The following is a 20,739-nucleotide window of genomic DNA, read 5'->3' as shown; positions in this document are numbered from 1 at the left end:
AGTGGTACGTCACACCGTCGATCCAGGGCAGCAGAATCTTGCCAGCCTGTTAAAATGCCCGCCCTTTTGAACAACGACTCCCTGAATTCCGTATGTCCCGACTCAATCCCCGGCAGCAAGAAGCCGTGAACTACGTCGGCGGCCCTCTATTGGTGCTCGCCGGCGCAGGCTCCGGCAAGACCAGTGTGATCACCCGCAAGATCGCGCACCTGATCCAGAACTGTGGCATCCGCGCCCAATACATCGTCGCCATGACCTTTACCAACAAGGCAGCGCGGGAAATGAAAGAGCGTGTCGGCACCCTGCTCAAGGGTGGCGAAGGCCGTGGTCTCACGGTATGTACCTTCCACAACCTGGGCCTGAACATCATCCGCAAGGAGCATGTGCGGCTGGGCTACAAGCCGGGCTTCTCGATCTTCGACGAGACCGACGTCAAGGCCCTGATGACCGACATCATGCAGAAGGAATACGCAGGCGACGACGGCGTCGACGAGATCAAGAACATGATCGGCGCCTGGAAAAACGACCTGATCCTGCCGCCTGAAGCCCTGGAAAACGCGCGCAACCCCAAGGAACAGACCGCCGCCATCGTCTACACCCACTACCAGCGCACGCTCAAGGCGTTCAACGCGGTGGACTTCGACGACCTGATCCTGCTGCCGGTGAAGCTGTTCCAGGAACACGCCGACATCCTCGAAAAGTGGCAGAACAAGGTGCGCTACCTGCTGGTGGACGAATACCAGGACACCAACGCCAGCCAATACCTGCTGGTGAAGTTGCTGATCGGTACGCGCAACCAGTTCACCGTAGTGGGCGACGACGACCAGTCGATCTACGCCTGGCGCGGCGCCCGCCCGGAAAACCTGATGCTGCTCAAGGACGACTACCCGTCCCTGAAAGTGGTGATGCTGGAGCAGAACTACCGCTCCACCAGCCGCATCCTGCGTTGCGCCAACGTGCTGATCTCGAACAACCCCCACGAGTTTGAAAAACAACTGTGGAGCGAGATGGGCCACGGCGATGAGATCCGCGTGATCCGCTGCCGCAACGAAGACGCCGAAGCCGAGCGCGTGGCGGTGGAAATCCTCAGCCTGCACCTGCGCACCGACCGCCCCTACAGCGACTTCGCGATCCTGTATCGCGGCAACTACCAGGCCAAGCTGATCGAGCTGAAATTGCAGCACCACCAGGTCCCGTATCGGCTGTCAGGCGGCAACAGCTTTTTCGGACGCCAGGAAGTGAAGGACCTGATGGCCTACTTCCGCCTGATCGTGAACCCGGACGACGACAACGCCTTCCTGCGCGTGATCAACGTGCCGCGCCGCGAGATTGGTTCCACCACCCTGGAAAAGCTCGGCAACTACGCCACCGAACGCAAGATCTCGATGTACGCCGCCACCGATGAAATCGGCCTGGGCGAACACCTGGACACGCGCTTCACCGATCGCCTGTCGCGCTTCAAGCGCTTCATGGACAAGGTACGTGAGCAGTGCGCCGGCGAAGACCCGATCAGCGCCCTGCGCAGCATGGTCATGGACATCGACTATGAAAACTGGCTGCGCACCAACAGTTCCAGCGACAAGGCCGCGGATTACCGCATGGGCAACGTCTGGTTCCTGATCGAAGCGTTGAAGAACACCCTGGAAAAAGACGAAGACGGCGAAATGACTGTCGAGGACGCCATCGGCAAGCTGGTGCTGCGCGACATGCTCGAGCGTCAGCAGGAAGAGGAAGACGGCGCCGAAGGTGTACAGATGATGACCTTGCATGCGTCCAAGGGCCTGGAATTTCCCTACGTGTTCATCATGGGCATGGAAGAGGAAATCCTCCCGCACCGCTCCAGCATCGAAGCCGACACTATTGAGGAAGAACGGCGCCTGGCCTACGTGGGCATTACCCGCGCACGTCAGACACTGGCCTTCACCTTTGCCGCCAAGCGCAAGCAATACGGCGAAATCATCGATTGTGCCCCCAGCCGTTTCCTGGACGAGCTGCCGCCGGATGACCTGGCCTGGGAAGGCAATGACGACACCCCGACCGAGGTGAAGGCCGTTCGCGGCAACACCGCCCTGGCGGATATACGCGCGATGTTAAAGCGCTAGAATCGACTACTTTTCAATCTACTTTCGGCGCACAACCCGCCATTAGAGGAAGCTTTCCGTGGAAGCACTGCACAAGAAAATTCGCGAAGAAGGCATCGTGCTTTCCGATCAGGTACTCAAGGTCGACGCCTTTCTGAATCACCAGATCGACCCGGCCCTGATGAAACTGATCGGCGACGAATTCGCCGCGCGGTTCAAGGACTCGGGCATCACCAAGATCGTCACCATTGAAGCGTCGGGCATCGCACCGGCGATCATGACGGGCCTGAACCTCGGCGTGCCGGTGATTTTCGCCCGCAAGCAGCAGTCCCTGACCCTGACCGAAAACCTGCTGTCGGCGACGGTGTATTCCTTCACCAAGAAAGTCGAAAGCACCGTGGCGATCTCGCCGCGCCACCTGACCAGCAGCGACCGCGTACTGGTGATCGATGACTTCCTGGCCAACGGCAAGGCATCCCAGGCGCTGATTTCGATCATCAAGCAGGCCGGTGCGACCGTTGCCGGCTTGGGGATTGTGATCGAGAAGTCGTTCCAGGGTGGCCGTGCGGAGTTGGATGCGCAGGGTTATCGGGTTGAGTCGCTGGCGCGGGTGAAGTCGCTGGAAGGTGGCGTCGTCACCTTCATCGAATAATCGTTGCCTGCACGCGGTTAAACAGGTGGGAGGGGGCTTGCCCCCGATAGCAGCGGGTCAGCCAACACATTTGGGACTGATACACCGCTATCGGGGCAAGCCCCCTCCCACATTTTGATCTGTGTTGGTTTTTAGTGTGCGGTTGCTTGTAAGCCAGCGAGCAATAGACGCTGATAGAGATCCTCCTTCAAACCCTCCGGCGAATCCAACCCCATCCGCTTCAGATGCTCGGGAAACGCCTGGGGCTCCGGGGCATCCAGCGCCGCCTTGCCCAACTCCAGAATCTCCGTCAGCTTGAATTTGCTCTTGAGCCAGTTCAATGCGCGCAACAGATCCCGCTCTTCATCCGTGAAATCGCTGCCCAGCGGATACTCCGGGAACAAACGTCGATGCCGCGCCTGGATACCCTGGAGCCGCTCCGGCGTGTTGTCGCTGAAGCGCGGATCGAGCTGGAAATCCTTGGGCAACTTGCCGGCCTTTTGCGCCTGCTCGATCAAGTCGGCCTGGAAGCGTGAGTCGGTGATGTTGAGCAACGCCTCGATCACCTTGGCATCCGTCTGCCCACGCAGGTCGGCAATGCCGTACTCAGTGATGACGATGTCCCGCAGGTGCCGAGGAATGGTGCAATGCCCATACTCCCAGACGATAGTGGAACTGACCTCACCCGCCGACTCACGCCAACTGCGCAGGATCAGGATCGAGCGCGCGCCCTCCAGCGCATGCCCCTGAGCCACAAAGTTGTATTGCCCGCCCACGCCGCTGAGCACGCGACCGTCCTCCAACTGGTCGGCCACGCCTGCGCCCAGCAACGTCACCGTGATCGCGCTGTTGATAAACCGTGCATCCTGGCGCTGCAGGCGCTTGAGTTCTTCCTGGCCGTACAGCTCGTTAATGTAGCTGATGCGGGTCATGTTGAATTCCAGGCGCTTGGCGTGGGCCATCTCCTGCAGGCGCTGGTAAAAACTGCGCGGCCCCAGGAAGAAACCGCCGTGGATCGAAACGCCGTCGGGCTGCGCCGCATCGTCCAGCAAACCGGCGTTGGCTTGCTCCTGGGTGGCCACATCCGGATAGACCTTGCGCCGGATAATCCCCGCATCCGCCAGCACCAACAGGCCGTTGACGAACATTTCGCTGCAACCGTAGAGGCCACGGGCGAAGGGCTCGACACCGCCTTCCCGGCTGATCAGCGGGGCCCACTGGTACACATCGATGTCCGTCAGCAGCAGTCGATAGGCTTCGTTGTCCGCCTGGCGCGCCAGCAACGCGGCGGTCAGCGCATCCCCCATGGAGCCGATGCCGATCTGCAAGGTGCCCCCGTCGCGCACCAGGGTGCTGGCATGCAAGCCGATGAAATGGTCCTGGAACCCCACCGGCATGTTCGGTGTGGAGAACAGTGTGGTGCTGTCCTTTGCATCGATCAGGTAGTCGAACGCGTCCATGCCCAACTCCGAGTCGCCCGGCATGTAGGGCAACTCGGTGTGAACCTGGCCAACGATCAAGACGGTTTCGCCCGCTTCACGGCGCTTGGCGATCATGGGCAGCAGGTCGAGGGTGATATCGGGGTTGCAGCTCAGGCTCAGGCGATCCGGGTGTTCGGCGCTGCTCGCGACCAACTGCGCCACCAGGTTCAAGCCGGCGGCGTTGATGTCGCGGGCGGCATGGCTGTAGTTGCTGCTGACATAGTCCTGCTGGGCCGAAGTGCTATGAAGCAGGCTGCCGGGCTGCATGAAGAACTGCTGCACATGGATATTCTTCGGCAGGCTGTCTGAATGCAGCGCGGCGAGAAACTCCAACTCTGGGTAATCACCAAACACCCGCTCGATAAAGGGTTCGAGAAAGCGTTTCTGCAAGCCATCGCCCAAGGTCGGGCGGCCCAGGCTCAACGCGGTGTAAATCGTCAGCGCCCGCTCCGGCAGCTTGGCGATACGCCGGTACAGTGCATTGGCAAACAGGTTGGGCTTGCCCAGCCCCAGGGGCATGCCCATGTGGATATGCGCCGGTAGCCGCGCGAGTACATCGTCAACTGCTTGCTCGATTGAACACAACTGCACCATCCGACCCTCCTGAACATTCCATGATTAGGGGTTGGACAGAGAATGGCGGGTCTTTGCTGCAAAGAACAGCCTCGAAACACACATCACACCCACAAAAAAGCCGCTCGTAAGCGGCATTTTTGACGAAGATCGACGGTTACAGGCCGGACATCTTCTTGATCGCGCCCTTCAGGTCATCATCCGAGCAATCCGCACAGGTGCCTTTAGGCGGCATGGCGTTGATACCGGTAATGGCCTTAGCCAGGATGCCATCAAGGCCGCCCTGGTGGTCGGCGCGTTCTTTCCAGGCAGCGGTGTCGCCGATTTTCGGCGCGCCCAGCAGCCCGGTACCGTGGCATGCGTTGCAGTGCTTGGCGATGATGTCGTCGGGCGTCTTCGCAGCGCCCCCGCCCGCAGCTACCGCCACTTCCATGCCCTTGCACTCCTGGCCCTGGACGCAGACTTGGCCAACCGGCTCCAGGCGCTTGGCAATGTCATCGTTGGTCGCAGCTTGAGCGCTGACAGCCCATAGGGCCAGTACGGTTGCTGGTGCAGCCAGCATTTTCATAATTAGATTCACGCGTTCACCCTCAATGGTGGCTATTCACGCCTGCGGCCACGGTTTCGCAGGCGGCGAAAGTATAACGGTTAGCCCGTCCGGCCGAAACAACCCTATTAAATAAAGGGAGATTAGACCTCGCGGAATGCAGCTGCGGGAGCCTCTGCAACGCTGGCAGGACGCCTCTTTTGTTAAAAGTTCGCGGGTGTGGCTGCGCTGATTAGTCGCGCCGGCACATCGAACGGATTACGGAAACGATGAGGCTTGGTGCTTTCAAAGTAGTAGCTATCGCCGGCTTCGAGCACAAAAGTTTCAAGACCGACCACCAACTCCAGACGGCCTTCCACCAGAATCCCGGTTTCCTCGCCCTCGTGGGTGAGCATTTCTTCGCCTGTATCGGCGCCAGGCGGGTAGATTTCATTGAGAAACGCAATTGCCCGGCTCGGGTGCGCACGGCCCACCAGCTTCATGGTGACGGCGCCGTCGGAGATGTCGATCAGCTCATTGGCTTTATAGACGATCTGCGTCGGTATTTCCTGGAGGATCTCCTCGGAAAAGAACTCGACCATGGACATGGGGATGCCGCCAAGCACCTTGCGCAAGGAACTGATCGAGGGGCTGACGCTGTTTTTTTCGATCATCGAAATGGTGCTGTTGGTGACACCCGCGCGCTTGGCGAGCTCACGCTGGGAAAGACCCTTCAGCTTACGGATGGATTGCAGTCGTTCACCGACGTCCAATGCGGGAGCCTCCTAGGATTCAGGCGTTGTTGTAATTGAGCGTTATCATGGCGACAGCGTTCAGTATTTACAACACTTGGGCCTAAATCCCAGGGAGCTGTGTTCGTCCCTGTCGCTCAAGCGCCGGAATAGAGCCTTGGCACACGACGCAGGTTGCAGAAGATCTGGTACGGGATGGTCTCGGCAGCGGCGGCGACGTCACTGGCGAGGATATTTTTGCCCCACAGCTCCACCGTGGAACCAAGACCCGCCTCGGGGACGTCCGTCAGGTCGATACACAGCATGTCCATGGACACGCGACCCAGCAATTGGCTGCGCTGCCCCGCCACCAGCACCGGCGTGCCGGTGGGCGCATGGCGCGGGTAGCCGTCGGCATAGCCCATGGCAACCACGCCGATACGCATCGGTTTGGGCGTGATGAACCGGGCGCCGTAGCCTACCGGCTCGCCGGCTGGCAGTTCACGCACGCAGATCACTTTCGATTCCAGGGTCATCACCGGCTGCAAACGCGCGGCCAAGGCCTGGTCCTCACCAAACGGTGTGGCGCCATAAAGCATAATGCCAGGACGCACCCAGTCGCTGGATACGCTCGGCCAGCCCAGGACCGACGGCGAGTTGCGCAGGCTGACCTCCGCCACCAGGCCCTGGCGCGCCGCATCGAATACCGCCACTTGCTCGTTGCTGCTGACGCAATCGAGTTCATCGGCACGGGCAAAATGGCTCATCAACACAATCTTTGCGACTTTGCCGCTGGCCAGCAGGCGCTGGTAAGCCTCGTGGTAATCCTTGGGGTGCAGGCCAACGCGGTGCATCCCCGAATCGAGCTTGAGCCAGATGGTCAGCGGCGCGCTCAACCGGGCCTGTTCGATGGCCTCCAGTTGCCACAGCGAATGCACCACGCACCAGAAATCATGCTCGACGATCAGCGGCAACTCGTCGGCTTCGAAAAAGCCTTCCAGCAGCAGCACTGGCGCGCGAATACCAGCGGCGCGCAACTCCAGCGCCTCCTCGATGCACGCCACGGCAAACCCGTCGGCCTCGGCTTCCAGCGCCTGGGCAACGCGTACGGCACCATGGCCGTAGGCGTCGGCCTTGACCACGGCGAGGGCCTTGGCCCCCGTGACTTCACGGGCCAATTGGTAGTTGTGGCGCAAGGCTTGGAGGTCGATCAGGGCACGGGCAGGACGCATGGCGGCAGGCTTCTAGGCGGCAAAGTGAAGAAAAACCGGCGCCGACCAACAGCGTCAGCACCGGGAGAGGGAGCGTTGTTTAAGGCAGCGCGGCCACGACGGACAGCTCTACCAGGATTTCCGGTTCGCACAGCCTGGCTTCAACCGTGGCGCGGGCCGGGGCGACGCCTTTGGGCAGCCACTTGTCCCACACCGCGTTCATACCGGCGAAATCGGCGTCGATGTCCTTCAGGTAGATCGTCACCGACAGCAGCTTGGTTTTGTCGGTGCCGGCCAAGTCCAGCAAACGTTCGATATTGGCCAGGGTTTCACGGGTCTGCTGTTCGATCCCGGCGTTCATGTCGTCACCGACTTGCCCGGCCAGATACACGGTACCGCTGTGAACAACGATCTGGCTCATGCGCTCATTGGTGAGCTGGCGCTGGATTGACATGTTTTGCGGACTCCTGGTGGTTGCCATAACGGGAAATATCGAGGCCTTCGGCGCTGATCTGCGGCGTTTTCTTCGCCATCAGGTCGGCCAACAGGCGACCGGAGCCGCACGCCATGGTCCAACCGAGAGTGCCATGGCCGGTGTTGAGGAACAGGTTCTTGAACGGCGTGGCACCGACAATCGGCGTGCCGTCGGGTGTGGTCGGGCGCAGGCCGGTCCAGAACGTGGCTTCGGCCAGATCGCCGCCCTGAGGATAAAGGTCGTTGACGATCATCTCCAGGGTTTCACGCCGACGCGGGTTAAGCGACAGGTCAAAACCGGCTATTTCAGCCATGCCGCCGACGCGGATGCGGTTGTCGAAACGGGTGATGGCGACCTTGTAGGTCTCGTCGAGAATGGTCGACGTCGGCGCCATCGCCGAGTTGGTAATCGGCACGGTCAGCGAGTAGCCCTTGAGCGGGTACACCGGCGCCTTGATCCCCAGCGGCTTGAGCAGCTTCGGCGAGTAGCTGCCGAGGGCCAGCACGTAGCGGTCGGCGGTTTCCAACTTGCCGTCGATCCATACGCCGTTGATGCGGTCGCCGGCGTAGTCGAGACGCTGGATGTCCTGCTCGAAGCGAAACTCCACACCCAACTGCTTGCACATCTCGGCAAGGCGGGTGGTGAACATCTGGCAGTCGCCGGTCTGGTCGTTGGGCAGGCGCAGGGCACCGGCGAGAATATCGGTGACGCTGGCCAGGGCCGGCTCAACACGGGCGATACCGGCGCGGTCGAGCAGCTCGAACGGCACACCGGACTCTTTCAAAACGGCAATGTCCTTGGCGGCGCCATCCAACTGGGCCTGGGTACGGAACAACTGGGTAGTCCCGAGGCTGCGGCCTTCGTAGGCGATACCGGTTTGCGCACGTAATTCGTCGAGGCAGTCACGGCTGTACTCGGACAGGCGCACCATGCGCTCCTTGTTCACCGCATAACGGCTGGCGGTGCAGTTGCGCAGCATCTGCGCCATCCACAGGTATTGGTCGATATCGGCAGTGGCCTTGATCGCCAGCGGCGCGTGGCGTTGCAGCAGCCACTTGATGGCCTTGAGCGGCACGCCCGGCGCGGCCCATGGCGATGCATAGCCTGGGGACACCTGGCCGGCGTTGGCGAAACTGGTTTCCATGGCAGCCGCAGGCTGACGGTCGACTACAACCACTTCAAAGCCAGCCCGCGCCAAATAGTAGGCACTGGTCACCCCAATGACGCCGCTACCCAAGACCAGAACGCGCATTTTTATACCCTCATCGCGGGCTTGGCCGCTGACGTGTGTTATTCGAGCAATGATGGGCGCAGTATAAAAAGCAATCACCAGTGCATTTCACTATATAAATGCCTATATTTGGCGACAATTCTCGGCAAAAACCCTTTTCACAGAGGCGTATCCCCTATGCGTACCAACACCCAGACCAAGCGGGAGCTGGACAAGATCGACCGCAACATCCTGCGCATCCTGCAAACCGATGGGCGAATTTCGTTCACCGAGCTGGGGGAAAAGGTCGGGCTCTCCACCACGCCGTGTACCGAGCGGGTGCGACGGCTGGAGCGCGAGGGGATCATCATGGGTTACAACGCGCGTCTAAACCCACAGCATTTGAAGGGAAGTTTGCTGGTATTTGTCGAGATCAGCCTCGATTACAAATCCGGCGACACCTTTGAAGAGTTCCGCCGCGCCGTGCTGAAACTGCCCCATGTGCTGGAATGCCACCTGGTCTCGGGGGACTTCGACTACCTGGTGAAAGCGCGGATTTCCGAGATGGCCTCGTACCGCAAATTGCTCGGCGACATCCTGCTCAAGTTGCCCCATGTGCGGGAATCGAAGAGCTATATCGTGATGGAAGAGGTCAAGGAGAGCCTCAACCTGCCTATTCCCGATTAAACCAGCACCTGCCGGGTGCTCGCCATGTATTCATGGATCTGCTTTTCCACCCGTGGATGAATCAGCTCCACCGGCCCCCGCCCATTGGGGCATGGCAAGGTCTTCGTGGTACCGAACAGCCGACAGATCAGCGGCCGCTCGTCATACACGGTGCAGCCGTGGGGGCCCAGGTGCACACAGTTCAGCTCGTCCATTGCGGCGTCCTGCTCGGCAGCGGTCTTGCGTGGCAGGCGCGACATCTCCTCGGGCGAAGTGGTGACCGGCCCACAGCAGTCGTGGCAGCCGGGGACGCACTCGAACGAAGGAATCTGACGGCGCAGCGCGCTGATTTTCTGACTGTTGCAACTCATCGAAACAGGTACCGAACGGCGAATAGAGGTGGATTCTGAAGCAAAACGCCCCGCGCAGACAGCTTCGTCCGACCGCTGTATCCTGCGTCAAATTTTCCAAACAGGGATGCTCCCCATGACCGCCAGCGCCCGGCACACCGCTTCCTACTACGCCGCCAGCAGCGTACCGCAACCCGACTACCCGGCGTTGACGGGCGAGGTGGGCGCTGATGTGTGCGTGATCGGCGGCGGTTTCTCCGGGCTCAACACGGCCCTGGAGCTGGCTGAGCGCGGCTTCAGCGTGGTTCTGCTGGAGGCGCGCAAGATCGCCTGGGGCGCCAGCGGGCGCAATGGCGGCCAGTTGATTCGCGGCGTCGGTCATGGCCTGGAGCAGTTCACCAACGTGATCGGCACCGATGGCGTGCGCCAGATGAAGCTGATGGGCCTGGAAGCCGTGGAGATCGTGCGTGAACGTGTCGAACGCTACCAGATCCCCTGCGACCTGACCTGGGGCTACTGCGACCTGGCCAACAAGCCTCGCGACCTGCAAGGCCTTGCCGAAGACGCCGAAGAACTGCGCAGCCTGGGCTATCGCCACGAAGTACGCTTGCTGCAAGCGAGCGACATGGGCAGCGTCATCGGCTCCGACCGCTATGTGGGCGGCATGATCGACATGGGCTCGGGCCATCTTCACCCGCTGAACCTGGCGCTGGGTGAAGCAGCTGCGGCGCAGCAGTTAGGCGTGCGTTTGTTCGAACAGTCCGAAGTCACGCGTATCGACTACGGCCCCGAGGTCAAGGTGCACACCGCCCAGGGCCATGTGCGCGCCAAGACCCTGGTGCTGGCCTGCAATGCCTACCTGAATGGGCTGAACCCGCAATTGAGCGGCAAGGTGCTGCCCGCCGGCAGCTACATCATCGCCACCGAACCGTTGAGCGAAGCACAAGCCGCCAACCTGCTGCCGCAGAACATGGCGGTGTGTGACCAGCGCGTGACGGTGGATTACTTCCGGCTGTCCGCCGACCGTCGCCTGTTATTCGGCGGCGCCTGTCACTACTCCGGACGCGACCCCAAGGACATCGGCGCCTACATGCGGCCAAAGATGCTGCAGGTGTTCCCACAGCTGGCCGACGTGAAGATCGATTACCAATGGGGCGGCATGATCGGCATCGGCGCCAACCGCCTGCCGCAGATCGGCCGCCTGGCGGATCAGCCCAACGTGTATTACGCCCAGGCCTACGCAGGCCACGGCCTCAACGCCACACACCTGGCGGGCAAACTGCTGGCCGAAGCCATCAGCGGCCAGCAGCAGGGACGTTTCGACCTGTTCGCCCGGGTGCCACACATCACCTTCCCCGGCGGCAAGCACCTGCGCTCGCCGCTGCTGGCCTTGGGAATGCTCTGGCACCGTCTCAAAGAGCTGGTCTGATCAATCGCGCCAGAAGGGTTTCAAGCCTTCCTGGCGGGCTTGCTCCAGGGTCAACCCAACGTCGCGCAATTGCTCGCGAGTCAAGTGCAGCAAGGCCTTGCGCGTATGGCGGCGGTGCCAGAACAAGCTCCAGCGGCTGATCTCGCGCGGCGACGTCGCCCGCTCTTGCCCAGCCTGCAATTCCTGACTGTGTAACGTCAGCCGCACATCACTCATGCCGTTCATTTTGCTGCCCCTCATTTGCCTGTTGCCATGAGTGGCTAGAATGGGCGAGCAGACAAAACCATTACAGATTCAACCCACCTTTATTAAATCCATACAGACACTGCCTATGCGCGGCTGAATCCTGTATTTTCCCCCTATCTGTACTGGTCCCCTGGGAGCGACCGCCATGACGCTTTACGTCAACCTCGCCGAATTGCTGGGCACACGCATCGAACAGGGGTTCTATCGCCCTGGTGATCGACTGCCGTCCGTACGCGCCTTGAGCGTGGAGCACGGGGTCAGCCTGAGCACCGTGCAGCAGGCGTATCGGTTGCTGGAAGACAATGGCCTGGCGACGCCCAAGCCCAAGTCTGGGTACTTTGTACCGGTGGGCCGGGAGTTGCCGGCGCTGCCCGAGGTCGGCCGCCCGGCCCAGCGCCCGGTGGAAATCTCCCAGTGGGATCTGGTGCTGGAACTGATTCGCGCCGTTCCGCGCAAAGACGTCATACAGATGGGCCGCGGCATGCCGGACGTATTGTCACCCACCCTCAAACCCCTGCTGCGCAGCCTGGCCCGCGTCAGCCGGCGCCAGGATCTGCCGGGGCTGTATTACGACAATATTCTCGGCTGTATGGAACTACGCGAGCAAATCGCCCGGCTGTCATTGGATTCCGGCTGCCAACTGACGGCCGAGGACATCGTGATTACCACCGGCTGCCACGAGGCGCTGTCCGCCAGCATCCACGCCATCTGCGAGCCGGGCGATATCGTCGCGGTGGACTCGCCCAGCTTCCACGGGGCCATGCAGACCCTCAAGGGCCTGGGCATGAAAGCCCTGGAAATCCCCACCGACCCGATCACCGGCATCAGCCTCGAAGCCCTGGAACTGGCACTGGAACAGTGGCCGATCAAGGTCATCCAGCTGACCCCCAACTGCAATAACCCGCTGGGCTACATCATGCCGGAAGCGCGCAAACGCGCATTGCTGACCCTGGCCCAGCGCTTTGACGTCGCGATCATCGAAGACGATGTGTATGGCGAACTGGCCTACAGCTACCCACGCCCGCGCACCATCAAATCCTTCGACGAAGACGGTCGTGTGCTGCTGTGCAGTTCGTTCTCCAAGACCCTGGCGCCAGGCCTGCGCATTGGTTGGGTCGCTCCGGGCCGGTACCTGGAGCGGGTACTGCACATGAAGTACATCAGCACCGGCTCCACCGCCACGCAGCCGCAGATCGCAATTGCCGAGCTTCTCAAAGGGGGTCATTTCGAACCGCATTTGCGACGGATGCGCACACAATACCAGCGTAATCGCGACCTGATGCTCGACTGGGTCAGCCGCTACTTCCCTGCCGGCACCCGCGCCAGCCGCCCACAAGGCAGCTTCATGCTGTGGATAGAACTGCCGGAAGGCTTCGACACCCTCAAGCTCAACCGCGCACTGGTGGAACAAGGCGTACAGGTGGCTGTGGGAAGCATCTTTTCCGCGTCGGGCAAGTACCGTAACTGCCTGCGCATGAACTACGCTGCCAAGCCTACCGCCCAGATTGAAGAGGCCGTGCGCAAAGTCGGCGCTGCCGCGATCAAGATGCTGGCCGAAACGGTGGACTGACCTTTCGCAAGAAATCGCCGTCATATGTCGACAACCGCCCTGACCTGGACACGACTCCCTTGATGATTCGACGGCTTTTACCGTTTTTCCTGCTGGGAGCCCTGGCCCTGAGCGGCTGCGCCACGGTGAGTACCCCGCGCATACCCAGCGATGCCCTGCCGGCCGCCCAATCGTCGTTCGGCCGCTCGATCCAGGCCCAGGCCGCGCCTTACCAGGGCCGTTCAGGTTTTCGCCTGCTGCCCAACAGCAGCGAAGCCTTCATGGCCCGCGCCGAGCTGATCCGCAATGCCCAGACCAGCCTTGACCTGCAGTACTACATCGTCCACGACGGCATCAGCACGCGGATGCTGGTGGATGAACTGCTCAAGGCCGCCGACCGTGGCGTGCGCGTGCGCATCCTGCTGGATGACACCACCAGCGACGGCCTCGACCAGATCATCGCCACCCTCGCCGCCCACCCCAAGATCGAGATTCGCCTGTTCAACCCCCTGCACCTGGGACGCAGCACCGGTGTGACGCGCGCCATGGGCCGCCTGTTCAACCTGTCGCTGCAACACCGGCGCATGCACAACAAGCTGTGGCTGGCGGACAACAGCGTGGCCATCGTCGGTGGGCGCAACCTGGGGGATGAGTATTTCGACGCCGAGCCCAACCTGAACTTCACCGATATCGACATGCTCAGCGTGGGGCCGGTGGCCGAGCAACTCGGGCACAGTTTCGATCAGTACTGGAACAGCGCCCTGAGCAAACCCATTGATGATTTCGTCTCCAATACGCCCTCCAAAGGTGACCTGGCCGCCGCGCGCCTGAGCCTGGAGGCGTCGCTGGCCGAATCGCGCCAGCAGAAGCACGCGCTGTACGCGCGCCTGCGCACCTACCAGACCCAGCCGCGCATGGACATCTGGCGCCGCGAACTGATCTGGGCCTGGAACCAGGCGTTGTGGGACGCACCCAGCAAGGTGCTGTCCAAGGCCGACCCGGACCCGCACCTGCTGCTGACCACGCAACTGGCCCCGGAGCTGGAAGGCGTCAACCATGAACTGATGATGATCTCGGCGTACTTCGTGCCGGGACAGCCCGGGCTGGTGTACCTGACGGGGCGCGCCGACGCAGGCGTATCGGTGAGCTTGTTGACCAACTCTCTTGAAGCCACCGACGTGCCTGCCGTACATGGCGGCTATGCACCGTACCGCAAGGCGCTGCTGGAGCACGGGGTAAAACTCTACGAGCTACGCCGCCAACCGGGTGACGGCGGCGGCAGCGGCCCGCACCTGTTTCGTCGAGGCACGTTCCGCGGCTCGGACTCGAGCCTGCACAGCAAGGCGATGATCTTTGATCGGCAAAAATCGTTTGTCGGCTCTTTCAATTTCGACCCGCGCTCCGTGCTGTGGAACACCGAGGTCGGCGTGCTGGTGGACAGCCCCGAACTGGCGGAACACGTGCGCAATCTCGCCCTGCAAGGCATGGCGCCGGCCCTGAGCTACGAGGCGAAACTGCAGGACGGCAACGTGGTATGGGTGACCGAGGACAACGGCCAACTGCACACCCTGACCCGTGAACCGGGCAGTTGGTGGCGACGGTTCAATGCCTGGTTCGCCACCTCGGTCGGCCTGGAACGCATGCTCTAGGAACAGCGAGGATCAAGCCGGCTGAGCAGCACCGAATGCGCCTTGGCGCAGCAACAGCACCACCAAGCCCAATGCCCCGCCCGCCATCAGCCACGGCAGCGCGTGCCCGCTGATCCATTGGCTGCCGGCGCCGGCTACCAGCGGGCCGATCAGGCAACCGATGCCCCACAACTGCGCGATGTGGGCATTGGCACGCACCAGCGCATCGTCACGATAACGCTCGCCGATCAGGATCAGCGACAACGTGAACAACCCGCCGGCACTGGCGCCGAACAGCACCCATATTGGCCAGATCAGCAGCGTGTGCATCAGCAACGGAACCGCCAGGCTCGATGCCAGCAACAGCAGTGCGCAACTCAAAAACAGCGTGCGTCGTGGCAGATAATCCGCCAGCGCACCGATGGGCAGTTGCAGCAGCGCGTCACCGACCACTACCGTGCTGACCATCGCCAGGGCAATTTCGGCAGTGAAGCCCTGTTGCAGGCAATACACCGGCAGCAGCGTCAGGATCATCGCCTCAAACGCGGCGAACAGCGCCACCGCCCAGGCAATCGCCGGCAGGCTCAGGCAGAAGCGCCACAGGTCCGCGAAGGTCACGCTGAACGATTCGGCACTGGGCGCACCAGAGCGACCCAGCAATGCCAACGGAGCCACCACCAGCAGGCCAACGCCGACCCAGAAACCATAGTCATGGTCGGTACCGATCAGGCCCAGCAGCAACGGGCCCGAGAGCTGGCTCAAGGCATAACTGCAGCCATACAGCGCCACCAGCCGGCCACGCCACTGCTCCACCACCAACTGGTTGATCCAGCTTTCACCGAGGATAAACACGATGGTCAGGATCACCCCGATCATCAGGCGCAACGCCAGCCATATCGGGTAGCTGGGCAGAATGGCCAGCAAACCGATGGACACCGCGCCAGCCCACAGGCACAGACGCATGAGATTCGCGGTGCCGAGCCAGGCGGCCAGACGGCTGGAGACCTTGGCGCCGAGCAATACGCCAAAGGCCGGCATGGCGGCCATAACGCCAATAGCGAAACTGCCGTAGCCCCAGCCCTCAAGGCGCAGGGAGACCAGCGGCATGCTGACGCCCAGGGCCAGGCCGACACTGAGCACCGAGGCCAGGACGGCGAAATAGGTCGCCCAACGCATTGCCACGCTCCTGTGGATAATCATGGGTTCACACAAAACAGTGTGGGAGGGGGCTTGCTCCCGATTGCGGTGGATCATTGAGCACTGTTAGTGCCTGACACACTGCTATCGGGGGCAAGCCCCCTCCCACATTTGCCTGCGGTGTTGCTTACAGCTTGATCCAGGTCGCCTTCAGCTCGGTGTACTTGTCGAACGCATGCAGCGACTTGTCGCGACCATTACCCGACTGCTTGAAGCCGCCAAACGGTGCGGTCATGTCGCCGCCGTCGTATTGGTTGACCCACACGCTACCGGCACGCAGAGCCTTGGCGGTGAGGTGCGCCTTGGAAATGTCCGACGTCCACACCGCAGCGGCGAGGCCGTATTGGGTGTCGTTGGCGATCTTGATCGCTTCCTCGGCGCCGTCAAAGGTGATCACCGACAGCACCGGGCCGAAGATCTCTTCCTGGGCGATTCTCATGGCGTTGGTTACACCGTCGAAAATCGTCGGCTCGACGTAGGTGCCGCCCGTCTCTTCCAGGATGCGCTTGCCACCCGCCACCAACTTGGCGCCGTCAGTGTGGCCGGCTTCGATGTACGACAGCACGGTGTTCATCTGCTGGGTGTCCACCAGGGCACCGACGTTGGTCGCCGGGTCCAGCGGGTTGCCGGGCTTCCAGCCCTTGAGGGCCTCTATCACCAGCGGCAGGAAGGTGTCCTTGATCGAACGTTCCACCAGCAGGCGCGAACCGGCAGTGCAGACTTCACCCTGGTTGAAGGCGATGGCGCTGGCAGCGGATTCGGCAGCGGCTTGCAGGTTCGGAGCATCGGCAAAAACGATGTTCGGGCTCTTGCCGCCGGCTTCCAGCCATACACGCTTCATGTTCGATTCGCCGGAGCGGATCAACAGTTGCTTGGCGATCTTGGTCGAACCGGTGAACACCAGTGTGTCGACGTCCATGTGCAGCGCCAGCGCATTGCCGACGGTGTGGCCGTAGCCCGGCAGCACGTTGAACACGCCTTTCGGAATACCGGCTTCAACGGCCAGGGCCGCGATGCGGATGGCGGTGAGTGGAGATTTTTCGGACGGCTTGAGGATCACCGAGTTACCGGTGGACAGCGCCGGGCCGAGTTTCCAGCAGGCCATCATCAGCGGGAAGTTCCACGGCACGATGGCACCCACCACGCCGACCGGCTCGCGGGTCACCAGACCCAACTGATCGTGCGGGGTGGCTGCGACTTCGTCGTAGATCTTGTCGATTGCCTCGCCGCTCCAGCTCAGGGCATTTGCCGCGCCGGGTACGTCAATGTTCAGGGAGTCACTGATCGGCTTGCCCATGTCCAGGGTTTCGAGCAGCGCCAGTTCTTCGGCATTGGCCTTGAGCAGCGCGGCGAAACGGATCATGGTGGCTTTGCGTTTGGCCGGCGCGAGGCGCGACCAGACACCGGAATTGAAGGTGGCGCGGGCATTTTCTACGGCGCGCTGGGCATCGGCGGCGTCACAACTGGCAACACTGGTCAGCAGGCGACCATCGACCGGGCTGATGCATTCGAAGGTGTCGCCGGAAACAGCAGCGGTGTATTCGCCATTGATGTAGGCGCGGCCTTCGATCTTCAGATCCTTGGCGCGTTGTTCCCAGTCGGCACGGGTCAGGGTGGTCATGCGAGTGTCCTCCTCTTATTGAATACAAGGGCCAGGCGATGTCCCCCGGCAGCCTCAAAGAATGCTTGCCCGCCAGCCAGCTGTTCGGCTCAAAGGCAGCTGCCACCCTAAACCAGCGGCCAGGGATGTTTCAATATATTTGACATAACCGCGGTAAACGCCCTTGCGATGTTCATTTTAATAAACATAGACTTTGGGCTCTCCAACCGCAGGCCAGACGGGACACGCACATGAGCATCCAGGACATCGTCGACTTCAGCCAGGCCAACACCGCCCCAGACCGCTACCGCCCTGCCGCAGAAAAAATCCTCAAGGGCGATCCCGAACAAACGGTGTACAACCATTACAACAGCCCGTGCGGCCAGATGAACGCCGGTGTCTGGGAAGGTGAGGTCGGGCAGTGGCAGGTCAACTACAGCGAGCATGAGTATTGCGAGATCGTGCAGGGCGTCTCTGTATTGCGCGACGCCGAGGGCAATGCGAAGACCTTGCGTGCCGGCGACCGCTTCGTGATCCCCGCCGGCTTTAGCGGCACCTGGGAAGTGCTGGAGCCGTGCCGCAAGATCTATGTGGTGTTCGAGCAGAAGGCCTGATCAGTAAATCCGACGCAAAAAAAAGCCCGTATCGTGAGATACGGGCTTTTTTTCACAAGGAGGAAAATCAATTACTTGATTTTGCCTTCTTTGTAGATCACGTGCTTGCGAACGCGCGGGTCGAACATTTTCTTTTCGAGCTTGTCCGGGGTAGTACGCTTGTTCTTGTCGGTAGTGTAGAAGTGACCAGTACCGGCGCTAGAGATCATTCGAATCAATTCACGCATGATAGAGCTCCTTAGATCTTGCCAGCGGCGCGGATTTCGGCCAGCACGACAGTGATGCCACGCTTGTCGATAATACGCATGCCTTTGGCAGATACACGCAGGCGAACAAAACGTTTCTCTTCTTCAACCCAGAAGCGGTGATGCTGCAGGTTCGGCAGGAAACGACGACGGGTTTTGTTATTTGCGTGGGAAATGTTATTCCCAGTCACCGGACCCTTACCGGTAACTTGACAGACTCTCGACATGCCTCAGCCCTCTAAAACCACATGCCCAACCCGGCATGGGTTGGCCGCTTAATCTCTCAGTCATTTGGCGCCAGGCGCCGCGTTTCTTTAGGGTCTTACCGGCTACACCTACAAGCGAAGGAACCGGGCCCCTAGAAAAGAGCGCTGCTTTATACCAGAAAGACCCATGTGCAACAACAGCCCGTGTATTTTTACCGGCGTAAATCTCGGCGACAGACGCCCGAACCGTTGCCAGGAGGGGCCGCTGTAACAACCGACCGCTCGTCGCACAGAATGATTTACAGCACTCGCGCGCGCAATAAAGCGCACAGCGAAACGCGCTGGGGTGCCATCAAAACAGTATTTGAAGCAAAAGCACAGGCAAAAATGGGCTAGTCATTTATCAACCAGACCACTACGGTAGGGCTTTTCCAGACTGCACTCGCAGATGGGCCTTCGATCTGCAAAGGAAACCGAACATGCGCCTCGCTGCCCTACCGCTATTGCTAGCCCCTCTATTTATCGCGCCGCTGGCCTCTGCCGCCAGCAACTTGAGCGTCTGCACCGAGGCCAGCCCCGAAGGGTTCGATGTGGTGCAATACAACTCGCTGACCACCACCAACGCCTCGGCCGATGTGCTGATGAACCGCCTGGTGGACTACGACGCGGCCAGCGGCAAACTGGTGCCCAGCCTGGCTGACAGCTGGGACGTCTCGCCGGATGGCCTGACCTATACCTTCAAGCTGCACCCGGACGTGAAATTCCATCGCACCGAGTATTTCACCCCAAGCCGCACCCTGACCGCCGAAGACGTGCGCTTCAGCTTCGAACGCATGCTCGACCCGGCCAACCCGTGGCACAAGATCGCCCAGAGCGGCTTCCCCCACGCCCAGTCCCTGCAATTGCCAACGCTGGTCAAGAAGATCGATGCCCTCGACCCGCTGACCGTGCGCTTTACCCTCGATCACGCCGACTCCACCTTCCTCGCAGCCCTGAGCATGGGCTTTGCCTCGATCTACCCGGCGGAATACGCCGACAAACTGCTCAAGGCCGGCACGCCGGAGAAGCTCAACAGCCAGCCGATCGGCACCGGGCCGTTCATCTTCAGCCGTTTCCAGAAAGATGCCGTGGTGCGCTACAAGGCCAACCCGGACTATTTTGCCGGCAAACCGGCTGTGGATAACTTGATCTTCGCCATTACCCCGGACGCCAACGTGCGCCTGCAGAAACTGCATCGCAACGAATGCCAGATCGCCCTGTCGCCCAAGCCCCTGGATGTGGGCGAGGCCGAAAAGGACCCCGCACTCAAGGTAGAAAAAACCGCAGCATTCATGACCGCATTCGTGGCCATCAACAGCCAGCACCCACCGTTGGACAAGCCCGAGGTGCGCCAGGCCATTAACCTGGCCTTCGACAAGGGCAGCTACCTCAAGGCGGTGTTTGAAGGCACCGCCGAAGCCGCCAACGGCCCGTACCCGCCCAATACCTGGAGCTACGCCAAAGACTTGCCGGGTTATCCACAGGACCTCGCCAAGGCCAAGGCCTTGCTGGACCGTGCCGGCCTCAAGGACGGCTTCAAGACCACCCTCTGGACGCGCCCCACCGGCAGCCTGCTGAACCCTAACCCGAACCTCGGCGCGCAACTGCTGCAGGCGGACCTGGCCAAGGTGGGCATCCAGGCCGAGATCCGCGTGATCGAATGGGGCGAGCTGATTCGCCGCGCCAAAGCGGGTGAACACGACCTGCTGTTCATGGGCTGGGCCGGCGACAACGGCGACCCGGATAACTTCCTGACCCCACAGTTTTCCTGCGCGGCGGTTAAATCCGGCACCAACTTCGCCCGCTACTGTGACCCGACGCTGGACAAGCTGATCAGCGCCGGCAAGACCACCAGCGAACAAGGTGTACGCAGCAAGCTGTACCAGCAGGCCCAGGCGCAGATCCAGCAACAGGCGCTGTGGTTGCCGCTGGCGCACCCGACAGCGTTCGCCCTGGCGCGCAAGAGCGTCGAGGGCTACCAGGTGAGCCCGTTCGGGCGCCAGGATTTCTCGAAGGTCAGCGTCAAGCCCTGAGAACCAGGCCCGCCCCCA

At 61.3% G+C, this 20,739-nt stretch carries 20 protein-coding genes; 8 read left to right on the top strand and 12 right to left on the bottom strand.

All coding sequences use genetic code 11. From position 1 onward, the window contains the following. Positions 1-92 precede the first annotated feature (92 nt). Both rep and Q8X51_RS09695 read left to right on the top strand, forming a co-directional pair. Positions 93-2,102, top strand: coding sequence for a DNA helicase Rep (gene rep / locus Q8X51_RS09700; RefSeq protein ID WP_027608306.1), 2,010 nt, complete (start codon positions 93-95; stop codon positions 2,100-2,102). Positions 2,103-2,160: 58 nt separating this feature from the next. Then, on the top strand, positions 2,161-2,733 hold the full coding sequence (locus Q8X51_RS09695; RefSeq protein WP_065938001.1) for a xanthine phosphoribosyltransferase: 573 nt from the start codon (positions 2,161-2,163) through the stop codon (positions 2,731-2,733). 131 nt (positions 2,734-2,864) lie between these two features. Here Q8X51_RS09695 and Q8X51_RS09690 read toward each other — a convergent pair whose 3' ends face one another. The 6 genes from Q8X51_RS09690 to dadA all read right to left on the bottom strand — a co-directional run bounded on the left by Q8X51_RS09690 (position 2,865) and on the right by dadA (position 8,961). Next, positions 2,865-4,787: an acetyl-CoA hydrolase/transferase C-terminal domain-containing protein gene (locus tag Q8X51_RS09690; RefSeq protein ID WP_315871132.1), complete on the bottom strand. Its 1,923-nt coding sequence runs from the start codon at positions 4,785-4,787 to the stop codon at positions 2,865-2,867. Positions 4,788-4,923: 136 nt separating this feature from the next. Then, positions 4,924-5,334, bottom strand: coding sequence for a c-type cytochrome (locus tag Q8X51_RS09685; protein ID WP_043293857.1), 411 nt, complete (start codon positions 5,332-5,334; stop codon positions 4,924-4,926). A gap of 182 nt (positions 5,335-5,516) precedes the next feature. After that, positions 5,517-6,065, bottom strand: a complete 549-nt coding sequence (locus Q8X51_RS09680) for a cupin domain-containing protein (protein WP_003176893.1) — start codon at positions 6,063-6,065, stop codon at positions 5,517-5,519. A 116-nt stretch (positions 6,066-6,181) separates the two neighbouring features. Then, positions 6,182-7,255, bottom strand: a complete 1,074-nt coding sequence (gene alr / locus Q8X51_RS09675) for an alanine racemase (protein WP_065926701.1) — start codon at positions 7,253-7,255, stop codon at positions 6,182-6,184. Positions 7,256-7,334: 79 nt separating this feature from the next. Continuing rightward, the gene (locus Q8X51_RS09670) at positions 7,335-7,688 is read right to left on the bottom strand and encodes a RidA family protein (protein ID WP_065926702.1); all 354 of its coding nucleotides are present in this window, start codon (positions 7,686-7,688) and stop codon (positions 7,335-7,337) included. Further along, positions 7,660-8,961: a D-amino acid dehydrogenase gene (gene dadA, locus Q8X51_RS09665; RefSeq protein WP_065926703.1), complete on the bottom strand. Its 1,302-nt coding sequence runs from the start codon at positions 8,959-8,961 to the stop codon at positions 7,660-7,662. The genes Q8X51_RS09670 and dadA overlap by 29 nt, the downstream gene beginning before the upstream one ends. Positions 8,962-9,117: 156 nt before the next feature. On the opposite strand from dadA, the gene Q8X51_RS09660 reads away from it, so the two are divergent. Beyond that, the gene (locus Q8X51_RS09660) at positions 9,118-9,606 is read left to right on the top strand and encodes an Lrp/AsnC ligand binding domain-containing protein (RefSeq protein WP_003176896.1); all 489 of its coding nucleotides are present in this window, start codon (positions 9,118-9,120) and stop codon (positions 9,604-9,606) included. On the opposite strand, the gene Q8X51_RS09655 is transcribed toward Q8X51_RS09660, so the two are convergent. Further along, a complete protein-coding gene (locus Q8X51_RS09655) occupies positions 9,603-9,956 on the bottom strand; it encodes a YkgJ family cysteine cluster protein (protein ID WP_065926704.1) in 354 nt (117 codons plus the stop codon). The two genes, Q8X51_RS09660 and Q8X51_RS09655, sit on opposite strands and share 4 nt — an antisense overlap. Positions 9,957-10,071: 115 nt before the next feature. Here Q8X51_RS09655 and Q8X51_RS09650 point away from each other — a divergent pair, with 115 nt between their 5' ends. Then, positions 10,072-11,364 (top strand): NAD(P)/FAD-dependent oxidoreductase, encoded by a 1,293-nt coding sequence (locus Q8X51_RS09650; RefSeq protein ID WP_407693711.1) that lies wholly within the window; start codon positions 10,072-10,074, stop codon positions 11,362-11,364. Here the strand turns inward: Q8X51_RS09650 and Q8X51_RS09645 are convergent, their stop codons facing one another. Continuing rightward, entirely contained in the window at positions 11,365-11,589 is a 225-nt protein-coding gene (locus Q8X51_RS09645) for a DUF1127 domain-containing protein (protein WP_065926706.1), read from the bottom strand. It abuts the gene before it with no gap. Between the two features lie 166 nt (positions 11,590-11,755). On the opposite strand from Q8X51_RS09645, the gene Q8X51_RS09640 reads away from it, so the two are divergent. Together Q8X51_RS09640 and Q8X51_RS09635 are read left to right on the top strand one after the other, a co-directional pair. Next, positions 11,756-13,180 (top strand): aminotransferase-like domain-containing protein, encoded by a 1,425-nt coding sequence (locus Q8X51_RS09640; protein WP_407693712.1) that lies wholly within the window; start codon positions 11,756-11,758, stop codon positions 13,178-13,180. A gap of 62 nt (positions 13,181-13,242) precedes the next feature. After that, positions 13,243-14,808: a phospholipase D family protein gene (locus Q8X51_RS09635; protein ID WP_065926708.1), complete on the top strand. Its 1,566-nt coding sequence runs from the start codon at positions 13,243-13,245 to the stop codon at positions 14,806-14,808. Between the two features lie 12 nt (positions 14,809-14,820). On the opposite strand, the gene Q8X51_RS09630 is transcribed toward Q8X51_RS09635, so the two are convergent. Continuing rightward, positions 14,821-15,963, bottom strand: a complete 1,143-nt coding sequence (locus Q8X51_RS09630; RefSeq protein WP_323146133.1) for an MFS transporter — start codon at positions 15,961-15,963, stop codon at positions 14,821-14,823. Between the two features lie 148 nt (positions 15,964-16,111). Further along, positions 16,112-17,605 (bottom strand): aldehyde dehydrogenase, encoded by a 1,494-nt coding sequence (locus tag Q8X51_RS09625; RefSeq protein WP_027608295.1) that lies wholly within the window; start codon positions 17,603-17,605, stop codon positions 16,112-16,114. A 230-nt stretch (positions 17,606-17,835) separates the two neighbouring features. On the opposite strand from Q8X51_RS09625, the gene Q8X51_RS09620 reads away from it, so the two are divergent. Then, complete coding sequence (locus tag Q8X51_RS09620) at positions 17,836-18,198, top strand: cupin domain-containing protein (protein WP_027608294.1); 363 nt, start codon at positions 17,836-17,838, stop codon at positions 18,196-18,198. Between the two features lie 71 nt (positions 18,199-18,269). Here Q8X51_RS09620 and rpmG read toward each other — a convergent pair whose 3' ends face one another. Both rpmG and rpmB read right to left on the bottom strand, forming a co-directional pair. Continuing rightward, positions 18,270-18,425, bottom strand: coding sequence for a 50S ribosomal protein L33 (rpmG, locus tag Q8X51_RS09615; RefSeq protein WP_003176906.1), 156 nt, complete (start codon positions 18,423-18,425; stop codon positions 18,270-18,272). Positions 18,426-18,436: 11 nt separating this feature from the next. Next, positions 18,437-18,670, bottom strand: coding sequence for a 50S ribosomal protein L28 (gene rpmB / locus Q8X51_RS09610; RefSeq protein ID WP_003176907.1), 234 nt, complete (start codon positions 18,668-18,670; stop codon positions 18,437-18,439). A gap of 458 nt (positions 18,671-19,128) precedes the next feature. Here rpmB and Q8X51_RS09605 point away from each other — a divergent pair, with 458 nt between their 5' ends. Next, on the top strand, positions 19,129-20,721 hold the full coding sequence (locus Q8X51_RS09605) for an ABC transporter substrate-binding protein (protein ID WP_065926710.1): 1,593 nt from the start codon (positions 19,129-19,131) through the stop codon (positions 20,719-20,721). The last annotated feature ends 18 nt before the right edge of the window (positions 20,722-20,739 follow it).

The organism is Pseudomonas sp. Yb2C2 (genome assembly GCF_052112325.1).
GTDB classification, from domain to species: domain Bacteria; phylum Pseudomonadota; class Gammaproteobacteria; order Pseudomonadales; family Pseudomonadaceae; genus Aquipseudomonas; species Aquipseudomonas marginalis.
This window is presented reverse-complemented; position numbering and strand designations above follow the sequence as displayed.

Excerpts from the sequence above, each read along its gene's own strand:
- rep (WP_027608306.1), top strand. The coding sequence starts at position 93 with ATGTCCCGACTCAATCCCCGGCAGCAAGAAGCCGTGAACTACGTCGGC.
- Q8X51_RS09690 (WP_315871132.1), bottom strand. The coding sequence starts at position 4,787 with ATGGTGCAGTTGTGTTCAATCGAGCAAGCAGTTGACGATGTACTCGCG.
- Q8X51_RS09685 (WP_043293857.1), bottom strand. The coding sequence starts at position 5,334 with ATGAAAATGCTGGCTGCACCAGCAACCGTACTGGCCCTATGGGCTGTC.
- alr (WP_065926701.1), bottom strand. The coding sequence starts at position 7,255 with ATGCGTCCTGCCCGTGCCCTGATCGACCTCCAAGCCTTGCGCCACAAC.
- Q8X51_RS09670 (WP_065926702.1), bottom strand. The coding sequence starts at position 7,688 with ATGTCAATCCAGCGCCAGCTCACCAATGAGCGCATGAGCCAGATCGTT.
- dadA (WP_065926703.1), bottom strand. The coding sequence starts at position 8,961 with ATGCGCGTTCTGGTCTTGGGTAGCGGCGTCATTGGGGTGACCAGTGCC.
- Q8X51_RS09660 (WP_003176896.1), top strand. The coding sequence starts at position 9,118 with ATGCGTACCAACACCCAGACCAAGCGGGAGCTGGACAAGATCGACCGC.
- Q8X51_RS09655 (WP_065926704.1), bottom strand. The coding sequence starts at position 9,956 with ATGAGTTGCAACAGTCAGAAAATCAGCGCGCTGCGCCGTCAGATTCCT.
- Q8X51_RS09650 (WP_407693711.1), top strand. The coding sequence starts at position 10,072 with ATGACCGCCAGCGCCCGGCACACCGCTTCCTACTACGCCGCCAGCAGC.
- Q8X51_RS09645 (WP_065926706.1), bottom strand. The coding sequence starts at position 11,589 with ATGAACGGCATGAGTGATGTGCGGCTGACGTTACACAGTCAGGAATTG.
- Q8X51_RS09640 (WP_407693712.1), top strand. The coding sequence starts at position 11,756 with ATGACGCTTTACGTCAACCTCGCCGAATTGCTGGGCACACGCATCGAA.
- Q8X51_RS09635 (WP_065926708.1), top strand. The coding sequence starts at position 13,243 with ATGATTCGACGGCTTTTACCGTTTTTCCTGCTGGGAGCCCTGGCCCTG.
- Q8X51_RS09630 (WP_323146133.1), bottom strand. The coding sequence starts at position 15,963 with ATGCGTTGGGCGACCTATTTCGCCGTCCTGGCCTCGGTGCTCAGTGTC.
- Q8X51_RS09625 (WP_027608295.1), bottom strand. The coding sequence starts at position 17,605 with ATGACCACCCTGACCCGTGCCGACTGGGAACAACGCGCCAAGGATCTG.
- Q8X51_RS09620 (WP_027608294.1), top strand. The coding sequence starts at position 17,836 with ATGAGCATCCAGGACATCGTCGACTTCAGCCAGGCCAACACCGCCCCA.
- rpmG (WP_003176906.1), bottom strand. The coding sequence starts at position 18,425 with ATGCGTGAATTGATTCGAATGATCTCTAGCGCCGGTACTGGTCACTTC.
- rpmB (WP_003176907.1), bottom strand. The coding sequence starts at position 18,670 with ATGTCGAGAGTCTGTCAAGTTACCGGTAAGGGTCCGGTGACTGGGAAT.
- Q8X51_RS09605 (WP_065926710.1), top strand. The coding sequence starts at position 19,129 with ATGCGCCTCGCTGCCCTACCGCTATTGCTAGCCCCTCTATTTATCGCG.